Below are 12,288 nucleotides of genomic sequence, written 5' to 3'. Positions count from 1 at the left end.
TCAGCTAACACTTCCCCTTGCCGGGTGTGTAGAGGACTTTCACCTCCAAGTCGTCGGTTAACCACCACGGTTAACTAACAGCGCCAATCAAGGCGCTACGCGCCATGCTCGGCGCACCATAAAAAAAGACAGGGATTTCTCCCTGCCCTCCAACTTATGCAGCCTTTGATTGTAAAAATTTTCTCATACGTTCGATGCGTCGCCGGAACGCCAGACGCTCGCGCCAGCCATTGATATAAAAGGCAGGAGTATATCTGACTTGGTTAAACTGCATCGTCAGTGCGTTACCGGTGACGATCTCGGCGGGGATACCCAGCAAACTAAGCTGAATAAACGCCATATTAGCAGCAACCGGATCAATGTCTATACAGTTAACATACAGCTGTTGTGATGGATTATACCCCGCCTCAAGCATGCATTCAGCAAAGGCAATAACCATCCCCGCCGCACCACAGGTGGGCTCACTAAGTTCGAGCCAGCCTTGTTTTTTGATAATGTCGTCAATGTCGCCTGACAACATTCTTGCTATAAGCGACTGCAAATGATAGGGGGTGAAGAATTGCCCCATATCACTAGAACCCAGCTCAAGCTCCATGAATATAGCCCCCAGAAAATCGTGAAACTGGCCATTAAGGGCAACAACCATCAACGAAAACAACTTTTTCAGGTTTTCGAGATCAGCAGCGTTATAGCGATCGCAAATTCTCCGGCTGTTCTCAATGTTTTCTGGCGTTCTGATTCGTGCCATATCCAGCTCGCTCGCAGCAAGCGTAATAAAATCACTGAACACCATCCAGCGCCCCAAATGGCGCGCCGTATAACGAAATGTGCTGATAAACTGCTTACGCGCCACATCCGGCGTAACAATAAGTGGAATCGTTTTTTCTGACATTAAAAAAAACCTCGATCCGGTGAATGCCGCCACGTCAAGAGCAGCAGAATTAAATCAGGCATAAGCCCGTTTCATTTCCAGAGCACGCAGAACGTGCCACCACTTATTGGCACACAAGGCGGGAACCATGACGCACTTATGCGCTTTTTTCTTTACATGCTGCGCACTTGGCGCAATAATCGAAACTTCAAAAGTCATGGCTCATTCTCCATGTGAGTTATTGACAGCCGGTTCCACTTCCTAGGGCATCACCGGCAAAGAGAGCAGGCGAAAGCCTGCTTTTTTACATCTTGGTGTTACCTTCCTGCTTCATTGCCTCCTTAACACGCTCAACGATCTGCACGTGGCTCAGGTAGCTGTAATCACGCATACGGAAGTAGCGTGCCCCAATGCGGGTGAAAATCTCGGTCACATTCCCGCAATACATTTCCTCCATCATGAAGGTTTCAGTGTCCTGTCCGTCGCTCTGCCAATTCATCGGGTACATACGTCCGAAAGCTTCGTGAAACACCGTCACGTCGATTTCTTCAGGTACCGCAACTGCGGCTTTTTCACGCGCCAACCAGTACTCGTGTTCTGTCTCAGCATCCCAACTCATGCGCTGCTCTGCGGGGGCAGAAACCATCATCTGATACATCATTTTTCTCCTGTGAAGCCTCTGGCTTCTTTCTGGTGTCATTCCCTTCCGGTTGTACCGGCTTCGGGGCGTTTTCGTGGGAAGACGTTAAGCGACAGGAGCGGCGGGAAAGTCCACAGGGGGCGCATTAATTTTTTGGCTGAACTCGTGAGGACAAAAAATTCATGCGACCAGCGCCTAGCGCGGCCTGTTGACTTTTCTGTCCCCTGACGCAGGCTGACCCGCGAAAAGGAACCGTAGCCGGAATGGTAGATAGGGATGACTCCGGAAAAAGCCAGATTTATCTGGCTGCCTCAGCGCCCGACAGCATGCTGTCGGGCAGTGAAAGCGGCGGGGCCGACAGGCCACTGCAAGCGTGCCTTTGATTCAGGCATCGGTTGGCGCCCGTATGGGCGGAAACACGCCACGCGTGGTTCCGTAAAACCTGGCTGTCCCCAGGGGGCAGACATGGTTGTCGCCAGGCGACGACCCGACCGTAGGGCGGGGAGCCGAAGGGGCCCCCGGGTGGTAACATTTGAAAACTTTAAATATAATTAAAGTGTCATTTTGTCACTTTTAATAGGTTTAAATGTCAGGATTCGAACTCAGACTCTGGCGAAGAGGATTTGGCTGGGATCAGGAAAGAGCTGCTGAAGAATTGGGCGTCAGTCTCAGAACCTACAAACGTTATGAAGGCCGAAAACAAATCGAAAAACTGGTCGAACTGGCAGCAGAAGCGTTAACCAGACGATACAGCTGAACAATGGCGAAAGGAAAAGAGCTGCCAGCATAAGCTGGCAGCTCCTTACACCGTACCTGCCATCAACTCTATCTAGCCAAAAGTGGTTCAATCTTCGCGTTCTTTTTCCTTTTCATATTGTGCATAGTCCAACTGCTCAACGACATAATCAGCAGCGCGATATAGCTCTTCATAAGCCATCACGACACCCCCGTCCAACCCCTCCCAGCATGGATTGATACCTCAATTAACAGCTTCAGTGTCTTCATTCTGCGTCTGTGACAAGCTGCCAGCCGTTTTTCCGTCATGCTCATGGCCAGACCTCACGCAGCGTGATTTTGTTTGGCACCATCCAGTACTCTAACTCCTGTTCCTCTGGCGACAAGACAGCGAAGTGAAACGACATCCTAATCATGATACGCCAGCTCCATCGCGCTCTCGATCCCACCTTCGCATCGTTATACCGGGCGGGCTTCCCCGCCCCCTCCATTATCAGCCACCAAAGTGGGCCACGTTATCCAAAATCCATTCAGGGCTGCACACGTTACTCCAGCCATGTTCATCTTCTTCGCCGTATTCCAGCGAGTCATCCTCTGAATCAGTCTGCTCTCCGGCACGATAGGCGCGATAGCCGCAAAAGTTGCCTCCTGCTTCCGAAAAATAGTGTTCAACGTTGCACTGATACCGACCTGACAATTCAGTAAACACGTCGTCATGGGGAGAACACCACGGAGTATCAAAATCGACGGCCAAAAAATTCGCTTCATCGGTCGAAAGCATCAGCTGTGTACCCACAGGCCATTTGATGGCGTAACGATGCCACGTATAGAAATCGTACCCGGATAACACCCCTTCCAGAAACCGTCCGTTAAATCCGTTCAATTCCACGGCCAACCGTGTTGGCAGAAGCAGACGCATATCAAAAGGGGATGCTACCTGGAGCTCGTCTGTACCTCCGGCTGCCGTCCAGAACCCGGCATAACCTCTTTGCGTCCCAAAGTAATCCCCACTCCAGTCGTGATATTTGGCATGCAGTATGGGCGTTATTACCGCTTTCATGCTGTCAGTCAGCTCGTCCCATGTAACCGTATCAAGCCCGCTGCTCTGGTACAGTTGTGCGATACGCGCACAGGTTCCCACATCCAGCTCAACATTCTGCTTCAGCAGCTCAAGCCATTGCGTAAATGCCCGGTTTTCTGGCGAATCGTCGCCCGGTCCTGCGTAACATAAGGCCGGATGAGCCTCATAAGCAGTGTCTGTCGTGGGCTGTAAGAGTCCTGCGCATCCGGCAAGAAACAGCTTAATACTCTGCCAGATAGCGACATCAACACGAGGATACACGTTCCCTGTCATCAAATCGCGAACACGACGGATTTGTTCCTCATTGCCAGAAATATACAAACGATTAGCGCACCAGTTCGGCATAATTTATCTCCTCCGTTACAGTTGTGAGTCACGGCGTTGTGCCGTGAGCCAAACGCAGACGGGCGGAAAGCAGAACGGGCAAGGGCGTGGAAGGAAGCCGCAGCGCAAAGCCTTTGTGGGCTGAATGCGCCACAAAGGGTGCGAACGGGTGACTGACGCGGAGGAGCTTTACCCTTGACCGTGACGCGGCCCGGCTAAAGTGCGCTCACGGCACAATGGGTATCTACGAAGGAAACAAGAAAGGGAGCGAAGCGACTTCCTTTGACATGATCCGCCAAGCATTCGGTCCTGACATCCCGTAGTTTGTTACCAAGACGCCACCTATACAAAAACAACTTTCCTTCGCTGTACCGGTGGTTATCTGCGTCAAAGCATACGTAGATTTCACGCTAGAATTTACGGTTTTGACACTATCAACAGGGCTAAACCGTAAGTTTCTGTTCAAATGCTCCCGCTGGTCCTATCGGCTCGATGCCGACTATTACCAATTTCGATGAAGAAAAGGAAAAATCTCATAAAAATGCCCCATAACGGGGCATTGGGTTTTATTGTTATCTATATTTTTTGAATATCAAATATAAATTTTTTATTCAAAAATTCTTTCATTTTATAGAGATGATAATAGCGATAAGTTTTTTTCGCCTTGCTGCGTTGTTTTGGCCTCAATCGATTATTTTTTTGTCTATCTTCTTCAATTGATGAAGTTAAACAAGCCGTATCTCCATTGTAAATAACAGGGTTTGGCAGGCAGTAAATGTTAGCAACATTAAGAATCCGAAAGATTCCCCACATATCAACCTCAAATCTAATCGGTGACATATTCTCAATCAGTTTCTGAGCAGCCTGGTAATTTACAACATAACCATAAGCATAACTAGCTTCGTAAATAGAGTAGAAATTAAGATTTTTTGATTCTATTTTTTTATTCTTTATATAACTTTTAGCTTTATTCAATAAATAAATGTTAGGTGCGGAGCAATCATCTAAATTCTTTATTTCATTTAAGGTGCCATTAATTTCTGGAGATAACAAAGCGTCATCTTCGAGAATAAGAGTTAACGGTATTTTTTCATCAATAATTTTTCGATATATTTTTAAGTGACTTAAAGCACAACCAACTTCCCCTTTTGTTAATTGACATTCAGGATAGTTAAACACTGAATTCATGAGTTGATCATCAGTCATTGCATAACCATCAACAGCATTAATGAATTCAATATTACATAACTCAAATTTTTCAATTTCTTTCTGAATGTTTTTTCGTCTGTGCGTGTCTTTTTCTAGATTAATGATAAATGCTTTCATGCGTATATAGTTTATTCGAAATTGTGTGATGTAAGCGCAAAAGAGTTCAGGTCATTACGACAATAACAACTGACGTAAAGTGCTATATTTTCCGAATTCTGAGGCGATCCCTAATATCCCGTTTAACGATCTTAATGTAGTTAGACGACGTTAAGCTTCCTAACTAAATGGGTTAATCTGGAAACATCAACCGCTTTTTCTGCCTTATCAAGGCTATACGCATCTTGTAATTTCAACCACAATCGAGGGGTACTACCAAGAACCTTAGACAGCTTCACTGCCATCTCCTCTGGCGTGACTGCTGCTTTACACGTCACCAGACTCTGAACTGTAGAATGAGCAACATCACGAATACCCAAACCTAATTCTTCCAAAGAATCCGCAATAATTTCACCATGGTGAGGGGGGTTAAACATCTTCTTCATTAATAATAATCCTTATAGTTAACGATACATGCGTCACCATCAATAAACTCGAATGTCACGCGCCAACTGTGTTTGTGTGAGCAACTCTTCATTCGGGCTAAATGTTGGCATAACATACCTGTCATGAACTTAGTTACTGGACACCGCAAGCATAACGTTATATATGAAAGTAACAGCTCAACGCAGTTACTTTCCAAACGTGTATAAAAAGCAGCAATCTTTACTTAAACGTTTCAGACAATTAGCAATGCTTTTCTTGCTCAAATAGATCTTAACGTGTCTACTATATTCGGATTTTTCTCTTTACACACTGATAAATTCAGACGTTTTTTAAAGTAGCTTCAAACTTATTAAACTGCGGGGTGACAGTTTTCCCCATAGATGTAAAACCGTACTGATTCAGGACAACCGCGATTTTTTGGCTGTTTTCCATAGTAAAATTTTCGCCGTAATTACGGGTATAAACCTGTATAGCAGTGTAATACTTTCCAGCCCGAACAATCCGCACTCTGGCACTCACCTTCTCCGTTTTTAATTGCTGACGAACAGCGTTAACGACTCGACGAAAAACCTCTTTTTTTCCACATCTCTCGGTAAGTTCTTTCGCGGCAATGGGCACAGGAACACCAGACCTCCGCGTAAGAACTTACCGAGAGATAAGTCACCCAATTATCAAGAGAATGAACACACCCGCCATGTCGGAACGACATGGCGACCTTAGCGCCCGGCAGCTTGTCTGCAGGGCAGTGAAAGCGGCGCGGCTTTAGCCGCTGCAAGCGCTAAGGGGTTGACCTTTAGGCATCGCTTGCTATCCGAATGGACAGAGACACGCTTGCGGGGCTCTGCGGAAGCTGTCCTGCGCGACTGCGCAGGACAGGTGGAGTGCAGGCGACGACCCGACCGCCGGCGGGCGGGGAGCCGAAGGGGCCACCAAAGTTTTCCGATGGTAAAACGGGAGAATCAACAAAGCAGGAGCAGAATGGTAAACAACAAGAGGACGAGAGATAATCACCACAGCACATGGGACATGTTCGAACCATACATGACCATAATTGAGAACAGCAAAAACCACGGCAGCGGCACAGCCGCTGCCGTCGCTTTGCAAGGCTTTTGCGACCTTGACTTATGGTCACCGGGGAAATACAAGCGGAGATCTTCCCCCGCCCATTGCTTTTAATTTGCCATTCTCAGCAGTGATGCTTTAATAATATTGGCATCAGCCAGCGCATTCGATGTGATTTTTCGAACCCATGCGCTACGGTTTACATACATCACGGATAGTATAATGATTGACACATAAATATATTTCATGGCTTAAGCCTTGGGTGATTTTGTTTATAGCCGGTCTGACTTTCTCAGGGGCAAACCGGCGCGAGAAGACAGGAGAAACCCTGTTCTTTTTATTTCTTGGCTATTTCTTCTTTGTCGAATACATCCTTTATTAATACGGTTGATGTAAAATAACGCCCCTCCAACTACCGGGTAGTCTATCAGATATTAATTCCCGACTCTTTTATTAGTTTTACAAACTTTTTAAAGTGATCGGCATTTACAATACCAATATGACTACCATCCTGATGAGCTCCTGAACTAAGGAGATAACTATATTTATATTTCATTTTTTTAGGTTGCTATGTCGGTATTTCTGCAAATCTTTCAGAGAATAAAATTCCATAACGTCGTAATCTGCGTAGTCAGAATCTTTTACTCCCTCAGCAACTAAGATTGAGTAGTTCATATTTTCTCTCGATGATGCCGATTCCGGCTGTTTATTGCCCCTTGATGATTTAATTATCTGTGATTAATCATGATGTGAGCAGGGAGCTCCATATTGATTATTACACTCAGGGCAATATTGCATTTCCTCAGCTTCGCTGTGAAAGTTCCATCCGTTCCACCACGCTTTTAACAGTTGAGGCTCATCAAGGAACATTGTTGGTGGCTCTTTCATGCCGGAAGAATATTCATCATATCCACACAGGTTGGCTTCAAATAGCACTTCACAAAATTCATGTTTAGCTTTTTCTGTATCAATAACACTCATAACCTTTGCTGATGCATACGCCATTCTGATTTGCAGACCACGCATAATTTTATCTCCTGAATTAACGCCGATTCCGACTATTTTACCGGGGCGGTATTGTCCCCCTAATGATTTAATTATCTGTGATTCGCCCCAAAAGTCAATATAAGTAAATATTTATTTTACTTTACCATTAGGTATAGAGCAACCACATTGATATCAACCGGAAATTACTTAAACCCAAAGCCAAAAAGGGAGCAGACCGTGACGCAAGGCAGATTTAGCTGCTTCTCGGTCTATCTTCCAAACATCTGGTACATCTGCTGAAATATCCCTATAGTCCCACACATTAGTATCTTCGTTATATTCACCTTCTCCCCACCAGGTAAACATTTCTTTGTCTAAGTGCTGGTATAATGCATAAAAAGAAGGAGCACAACAGATTGAGCGGATAGGAAATTTCATGTCTCCCACGTACCCCCGGATCTCAACAAGAAAGAAGATCATGTTATCCAGCACCTTATTCCATGCCTTCTCAATCTCAGCGGGGGAAAACAGACCAAATGAAAAGGCAGGACGACCATCTTCATAGCAGGGATAAAGATTTTCGCTATTGTTGCTCATGCACTTATGGAACAATTGGAAAACCAGATCACTTCCGGCTGTTTTCAATAAGAAACATTTATCCGTTACTGTAATCATTTCAAAGGTGCGATGGGTGGTTGTTGACAGCGTAATGCTCATGTGAACTCCTTAATAAATTGCCGATCCCGGCTGTTCTATCGGGGGAGCAGTATTGCTTCCCAATGTTTTAATTATCGGTGATTACCCCCAAAAAGTCAATATAAGTACATATTTATTTTACTTTAATTTCCTCATAATTGGGCATAAAAAAAGCGCCCAACTGGGCGCCTTTTATTAGGATTTTATTTTATTTATATCAGATAATAAAGAATCAATTTTTGACTGTAAACCGTGGTGGAACTGTTCGCGGCACTCAGACCACAATCCACCTTTCCGGTATGCCACTACAGTATATTCTGGCTTGATGGTGTTTTCCCCGTACTTTTTGCGCAAAATTTCGATGGCTTCCGCGATTAACTCATCACTGAAATCACGGCCACAAAACAAGTATTTTACCCCGCCATAAACACGGTGAAACGGTGTACAGTTGTACTCGTACATCTCTTGCATGCCGTTAAACTCCCCTTCCTGAAAGCGACCTATAACATCCTCTACAGCATCTTTTGTCGGGCCATCGGTCCAAGATACATTAATACAGGTATAATGACGTTTACGTACTGAAAACGTTACCCCTTTAAAATGTTTTTTCAGCAAGATTCGAATATTTTTTGCAGCGCAGTTAGTTGCGTCTTGTACTTTATCGACGGTCAGCAGGTCAGAATATTCCGGCATAGATTTCACCTTTGCAGTAAGCTCTCGGTGCTCCTGCTCGGCCCTCAATTTTTCTTGTTCGCGCCTTTGGATCACTGCTTGGACAACAGCGAGACGAGCGTGAACATCAGCCAACGGCATAATTTTGTCAGACTGCTTATAAAAGCGCAGTGAAGTTTCCTGAACTTCTGCAAGAGTAGGATTATCCAATCCTAGAATGGTATAGCTGATTTTACCTTCAATGCTGTCTACCGCACTGATTACATATTCAGCACCATCGTGGTTGATGTACTGGCCGACCGATAAAGTAGTCATAATTGTTACTCCTGATAAGCGCCGATTCCGGCTGTTTTACTGGAAGCGATATTGCTTCCTAATAATTTAATTATCAGTGATTTGACCCAAAAAGTCAATATAAGTACATATTTATTTTACTTTTTTATGCCCGTCAGGGCATGGAAGGCGACAACGCCGATCTCAACCGGAACACCGCCCGACAATCGCCGGAATTGCTCCCCCAAAAGGAAACACCAGAACCTCCCCCCTCCCTGCAAAGCCCGGCTGACTAACAGGCCGCACCACCGCTGATTTGCCCCTCCGGGGGGACGCAGTTAGCGCCGAGCCATGCGAGGGAACGCCGTCCGCTACAGCGTGGCGGGGCGCTGTACTGCGCGTGTGAGCGTTAGCGAGCTACGGGGGCAACGACGCGGAAGGGAAACCCGTTACCGCTGTGCAATTCATATACAGTGATCGAGCATAAAAAACGCCCTAACGGGCACTGTAAACGTTATTTTCTTCGATTGTTCGTTTTGCGCAACCAATTGCTTTACATACATCACGGATAGTGTAATGATTGGCACATCAATATGTTTCATGGCTTAGGCCCTAGGTGATTTTATTGAGCCGGTCTGACTTCCTCAGGGGCAAACCGGCATGAGAAGACAGGGAAAACCCTGTCCTTTTTATTTCTTGGCTATTTCTTCTTTGTCGAATACCTCCTTTTTAATACGGTTGATGATTTCGTCGTGACTTAACATTACAACATCACGGAATGTAAAATAACGTTCTCCAACTTTAGCGTAGATGTTCGTTACATTGCCGCAATACATTTCTGCCAGTTTGAATGTTTCGCTGTATGTATTGCCTTGCCAGTCGAGCGGGTACATAACGCCCAATTGATCTATAAAACGCATCAGGGTAATTTCTTCCGGTGCTGTTTTGACGCTCTGTTCTAGAGATTGCCAGTAAGCGACCTTATCACTCACATTCCTTCCCAAATGTTCATTATTGTCGTGTAATGCTTGATACATGATGATTCTCCCGTTATGTCTTTTGCTCTGTTTTTAACTGGCGATCTTTCAGCGTTAGTTGCAATTTCTTTATGAGGGATTGTTCCTGTGACTTAATAAGATCTTTTTGTGCGCTCACTGTTTAATATTGATAGTGGGTCATCCCCGCTGTGATATATCAGTAATCGGCAGCCAGCTCGGCCTCTAGTTCTCTGCGAGCGCGGTGACAGCTTTCTTCTTCTGCCAATGTGAGCATGATCCCGCGCCGGCTGGCTGCACCGATAAAAGTCGGGCGGTCTTTCAGGGGAAGCTTGAGCAGATAATCCATTGCGCTATTCATCAAGCGAGATGCATAGATCTCGTAATAGCAGCCACAGCTACGGTTAGCCGTCTTTTCCATACGTTCAATCACAACATCTGCGCGGATCACATCGTAAGGATGACGGGAGTAAATATTAGTTACAAATCCATCTGTACGCATGTACGTGGTTTTTCCACATCTTTCGGTAGATTCATGAGCGGCGGTTTTGACGTTTTGTGTGTTCATTCTACTTGTCCTCTTTTTTGGTGGTTAATCCATCTCTCGGTGAGTTCTTTCGCGGCAATGGGCGCAGGAGCAACAGACCTGTTCAGAAAACAAGGGCGCCGAAGGCGTGCCATTTACCCTTGTATTCTGAACAGGGATGGTGCTACACACAGCCCTCCGCGTGAGAACTCACCGAGAGATAAGTCACCCAATGGTCAAGAGAATGAACACACCCGCCATGTCGGAACGACGTGGCGACCTTAGCGCCCGGCAGCTTGTCTGCGGGGCAGTGAAAGCGGCGCGGCTTTAGCCGCTGCAAGCGCTAAGGGGTTGACCTTTAGGCATCGCTTGCTATCCGAATGGACAGAGACACGCTGGCGTGGCTCTGCGGAAGCTGGCCTGCGCGACTGCGCAGGCCAGGTGGAGTGCAGGCGACGACCCGACCGTCAAGGGCGGGGAGCCGAAGGGGCCACCGTTCGGTCAAAGAAGTGCTATCGGAAAAAAGAAACCACAGCAGAACAACAAAGAGCAACACTCCATCTGGTCATAGTTAATCCAGTCGGAATGATCAAATACTGCCAACATCAATACAGAGAATGAGTCATGATGAGCATTAAAGTCTCCGTGGGGAAGCCACGGCAGCTTTTAGCTCATTTACCTTTGAAATAGTCAGGACATGCAGCCAACTCATGGGTAATCAGTTCATCGGCAAACAAAGGCACGACTTTCATAATCCTGCGAATGAGATTGCACTGGCATGCTTGAGCTTTCAGCCACTATTCAATGACAGAGCGCCCCGCCTGTTCTCCACGCATATTATCCATAATCGACCACAGTGGATGTCCGGCATAAAACGCCTCACTACGCAGGTTAGTGAATCGCTGGCTCCACACCTGAACATACCGTTCAAATCGTCGTCATAGCTACCCTGCTGCTCCTGTCGCTTGTACCAAGCTAACAACTCACTGGGCGTAGTAAAGGCCAATTCAATTTCAGCTTGTCCAACCTTCTTCTGATAACGCCGGCATTTTTGCTGGCGATCTTTCTCCCAATTTTGTTATTGCGTGAAAACCTGATATCCCACTACCGATTCTGCCGCTCATTCTGACGATATTTAACTTCGGGGAAATAGTCATCAACAGTGCAGCTAGACAGCGGGAAACTACACACCTCACCACGGTTTTCAATGAGTCTGTTCAATGCCTCAATATACTGCTCCTTTGGCGCACCATCCCGATTTCTCGGACTGTAGTTGAACACTGCTCGACACAAATCTGCTGATGAAATGCCGCCTTTGCTTCCACAAAAATGACGGAAAAACGCACGCGCATAAGGATGGCACCCCTGTTTCTTACCGCGCACTCACTTATCTTCAACGGTAATAATGGCCTGCATAGCGGCATACTGAAACGGATTCACCGGCACTAAAGAAAGATGGTTCGGGATCATGATACCTTCTCCTGAACCATCCATCCTTCAGAAACCTTGAAACATTTCAAAATTAAACATAACAATGCATGCCGGTAATCCTGACCGCGTTCACTGTACTGTTCCAGCACATTAGCAGTCATCACGTCTAACTGTGCAGCACTCGATAAAGTTTCAATCAAAGTCATTGTACTAACCACCGCCCTTTCAGGCGGTGTCTCCATA

General features: G+C 46.1%; 19 protein-coding genes. 4 read left to right on the top strand and 15 right to left on the bottom strand.

The features are described from left to right. Positions 1–154: 154 nt before the first annotated feature. The 4 genes from C5470_RS19080 to C5470_RS19065 form a co-directional block, all read right to left on the bottom strand. Positions 155–892 carry an N-6 DNA methylase gene (locus C5470_RS19080; protein ID WP_166291253.1) on the bottom strand — a complete coding sequence of 246 codons (738 nt, stop codon included), beginning with the start codon at positions 890–892 and terminating at the stop codon, positions 155–157. A gap of 54 nt (positions 893–946) precedes the next feature. Then, the gene (locus C5470_RS19075) at positions 947–1,090 is read right to left on the bottom strand and encodes a hypothetical protein (RefSeq protein ID WP_152963842.1); all 144 of its coding nucleotides are present in this window, start codon (positions 1,088–1,090) and stop codon (positions 947–949) included. 85 nt (positions 1,091–1,175) lie between these two features. Continuing rightward, positions 1,176–1,529 carry a hypothetical protein gene (locus tag C5470_RS19070; RefSeq protein WP_166291255.1) on the bottom strand — a complete coding sequence of 118 codons (354 nt, stop codon included), beginning with the start codon at positions 1,527–1,529 and terminating at the stop codon, positions 1,176–1,178. A gap of 293 nt (positions 1,530–1,822) precedes the next feature. Continuing rightward, a complete protein-coding gene (locus tag C5470_RS19065) occupies positions 1,823–1,978 on the bottom strand; it encodes a hypothetical protein (RefSeq protein WP_152963843.1) in 156 nt (51 codons plus the stop codon). Positions 1,979–2,097: 119 nt separating this feature from the next. Between C5470_RS19065 and C5470_RS19060 the strand changes: the two genes are divergently transcribed. Further along, positions 2,098–2,268, top strand: a complete 171-nt coding sequence (locus C5470_RS19060; RefSeq protein WP_152963844.1) for a helix-turn-helix domain-containing protein — start codon at positions 2,098–2,100, stop codon at positions 2,266–2,268. Between the two features lie 471 nt (positions 2,269–2,739). On the opposite strand, the gene C5470_RS19055 is transcribed toward C5470_RS19060, so the two are convergent. From C5470_RS19055 to C5470_RS19015, 9 genes are all read right to left on the bottom strand, one after another. Beyond that, the gene (locus C5470_RS19055) at positions 2,740–3,672 is read right to left on the bottom strand and encodes a DUF1281 domain-containing protein (protein ID WP_152963845.1); all 933 of its coding nucleotides are present in this window, start codon (positions 3,670–3,672) and stop codon (positions 2,740–2,742) included. Between the two features lie 555 nt (positions 3,673–4,227). Further along, positions 4,228–4,977 (bottom strand): glycosyltransferase family 25 protein, encoded by a 750-nt coding sequence (locus C5470_RS19050; protein ID WP_152963846.1) that lies wholly within the window; start codon positions 4,975–4,977, stop codon positions 4,228–4,230. A 140-nt stretch (positions 4,978–5,117) separates the two neighbouring features. Further along, a complete protein-coding gene (locus C5470_RS19045; RefSeq protein WP_239002564.1) occupies positions 5,118–5,402 on the bottom strand; it encodes a HigA family addiction module antitoxin in 285 nt (94 codons plus the stop codon). Positions 5,403–5,721: 319 nt separating this feature from the next. Beyond that, on the bottom strand, positions 5,722–6,021 hold the full coding sequence (locus tag C5470_RS19040; RefSeq protein WP_152963847.1) for a hypothetical protein: 300 nt from the start codon (positions 6,019–6,021) through the stop codon (positions 5,722–5,724). Between the two features lie 1,182 nt (positions 6,022–7,203). Beyond that, positions 7,204–7,491, bottom strand: coding sequence for a hypothetical protein (locus C5470_RS19035; RefSeq protein ID WP_152963848.1), 288 nt, complete (start codon positions 7,489–7,491; stop codon positions 7,204–7,206). A 168-nt stretch (positions 7,492–7,659) separates the two neighbouring features. Further along, a complete protein-coding gene (locus tag C5470_RS19030; RefSeq protein ID WP_152963849.1) occupies positions 7,660–8,169 on the bottom strand; it encodes a hypothetical protein in 510 nt (169 codons plus the stop codon). A gap of 174 nt (positions 8,170–8,343) precedes the next feature. Further along, on the bottom strand, positions 8,344–9,135 hold the full coding sequence (locus C5470_RS19025) for an LPD29 domain-containing protein (protein ID WP_152963850.1): 792 nt from the start codon (positions 9,133–9,135) through the stop codon (positions 8,344–8,346). A 647-nt stretch (positions 9,136–9,782) separates the two neighbouring features. Then, positions 9,783–10,130: a hypothetical protein gene (locus C5470_RS19020; protein WP_152963851.1), complete on the bottom strand. Its 348-nt coding sequence runs from the start codon at positions 10,128–10,130 to the stop codon at positions 9,783–9,785. Between the two features lie 157 nt (positions 10,131–10,287). Then, on the bottom strand, positions 10,288–10,656 hold the full coding sequence (locus C5470_RS19015; RefSeq protein WP_152963852.1) for a hypothetical protein: 369 nt from the start codon (positions 10,654–10,656) through the stop codon (positions 10,288–10,290). Between the two features lie 39 nt (positions 10,657–10,695). Here C5470_RS19015 and C5470_RS19010 point away from each other — a divergent pair, with 39 nt between their 5' ends. From C5470_RS19010 to C5470_RS22985, 3 genes are all read left to right on the top strand, one after another. Continuing rightward, positions 10,696–10,899 carry a hypothetical protein gene (locus tag C5470_RS19010; RefSeq protein ID WP_162524243.1) on the top strand — a complete coding sequence of 68 codons (204 nt, stop codon included), beginning with the start codon at positions 10,696–10,698 and terminating at the stop codon, positions 10,897–10,899. Between the two features lie 66 nt (positions 10,900–10,965). After that, a complete protein-coding gene (locus C5470_RS19005; RefSeq protein ID WP_152963853.1) occupies positions 10,966–11,235 on the top strand; it encodes a hypothetical protein in 270 nt (89 codons plus the stop codon). An 89-nt stretch (positions 11,236–11,324) separates the two neighbouring features. Further along, entirely contained in the window at positions 11,325–11,558 is a 234-nt protein-coding gene (locus C5470_RS22985; RefSeq protein WP_242688136.1) for a hypothetical protein, read from the top strand. 160 nt (positions 11,559–11,718) lie between these two features. On the opposite strand, the gene C5470_RS18995 is transcribed toward C5470_RS22985, so the two are convergent. Next, positions 11,719–11,997 carry a plasmid SOS inhibition protein A gene (locus tag C5470_RS18995; protein WP_152963854.1) on the bottom strand — a complete coding sequence of 93 codons (279 nt, stop codon included), beginning with the start codon at positions 11,995–11,997 and terminating at the stop codon, positions 11,719–11,721. An 83-nt stretch (positions 11,998–12,080) separates the two neighbouring features. Beyond that, a complete protein-coding gene (locus C5470_RS18990) occupies positions 12,081–12,287 on the bottom strand; it encodes a conjugation system SOS inhibitor PsiB family protein (protein WP_152963856.1) in 207 nt (68 codons plus the stop codon). Position 12,288 lies beyond the last annotated feature (1 nt).

This window comes from Photorhabdus stackebrandtii (genome assembly GCF_011189495.1).
Classification (GTDB): Bacteria; Pseudomonadota; Gammaproteobacteria; order Enterobacterales; family Enterobacteriaceae; genus Photorhabdus; species Photorhabdus khanii.
Note: the sequence above shows the minus strand (reverse complement) of the source record. Positions and strands in the feature narration are given on the sequence as shown.

What these genes read in the sequence shown, in the direction of transcription:
- C5470_RS19080 (WP_166291253.1), bottom strand. Translation starts at nt 892, where the DNA reads ATGTCAGAAAAAACGATTCCACTTATTGTTACGCCGGATGTGGCGCGT.
- C5470_RS19045 (WP_239002564.1), bottom strand. Translation starts at nt 5,402, where the DNA reads ATGAAGAAGATGTTTAACCCCCCTCACCATGGTGAAATTATTGCGGAT.
- C5470_RS19015 (WP_152963852.1), bottom strand. Translation starts at nt 10,656, where the DNA reads ATGAACACACAAAACGTCAAAACCGCCGCTCATGAATCTACCGAAAGA.
- C5470_RS19050 (WP_152963846.1), bottom strand. Translation starts at nt 4,977, where the DNA reads ATGAAAGCATTTATCATTAATCTAGAAAAAGACACGCACAGACGAAAA.
- C5470_RS18990 (WP_152963856.1), bottom strand. Translation starts at nt 12,287, where the DNA reads ATGGAGACACCGCCTGAAAGGGCGGTGGTTAGTACAATGACTTTGATT.
- C5470_RS19030 (WP_152963849.1), bottom strand. Translation starts at nt 8,169, where the DNA reads ATGAGCATTACGCTGTCAACAACCACCCATCGCACCTTTGAAATGATT.
- C5470_RS19025 (WP_152963850.1), bottom strand. Translation starts at nt 9,135, where the DNA reads ATGACTACTTTATCGGTCGGCCAGTACATCAACCACGATGGTGCTGAA.
- C5470_RS22985 (WP_242688136.1), top strand. Translation starts at nt 11,325, where the DNA reads ATGGGTAATCAGTTCATCGGCAAACAAAGGCACGACTTTCATAATCCT.
- C5470_RS19060 (WP_152963844.1), top strand. Translation starts at nt 2,098, where the DNA reads ATGTCAGGATTCGAACTCAGACTCTGGCGAAGAGGATTTGGCTGGGAT.
- C5470_RS19070 (WP_166291255.1), bottom strand. Translation starts at nt 1,529, where the DNA reads ATGTATCAGATGATGGTTTCTGCCCCCGCAGAGCAGCGCATGAGTTGG.
- C5470_RS19020 (WP_152963851.1), bottom strand. Translation starts at nt 10,130, where the DNA reads ATGTATCAAGCATTACACGACAATAATGAACATTTGGGAAGGAATGTG.
- C5470_RS19035 (WP_152963848.1), bottom strand. Translation starts at nt 7,491, where the DNA reads ATGCGTGGTCTGCAAATCAGAATGGCGTATGCATCAGCAAAGGTTATG.
- C5470_RS19065 (WP_152963843.1), bottom strand. Translation starts at nt 1,978, where the DNA reads ATGTCTGCCCCCTGGGGACAGCCAGGTTTTACGGAACCACGCGTGGCG.
- C5470_RS19075 (WP_152963842.1), bottom strand. Translation starts at nt 1,090, where the DNA reads ATGACTTTTGAAGTTTCGATTATTGCGCCAAGTGCGCAGCATGTAAAG.
- C5470_RS19055 (WP_152963845.1), bottom strand. Translation starts at nt 3,672, where the DNA reads ATGCCGAACTGGTGCGCTAATCGTTTGTATATTTCTGGCAATGAGGAA.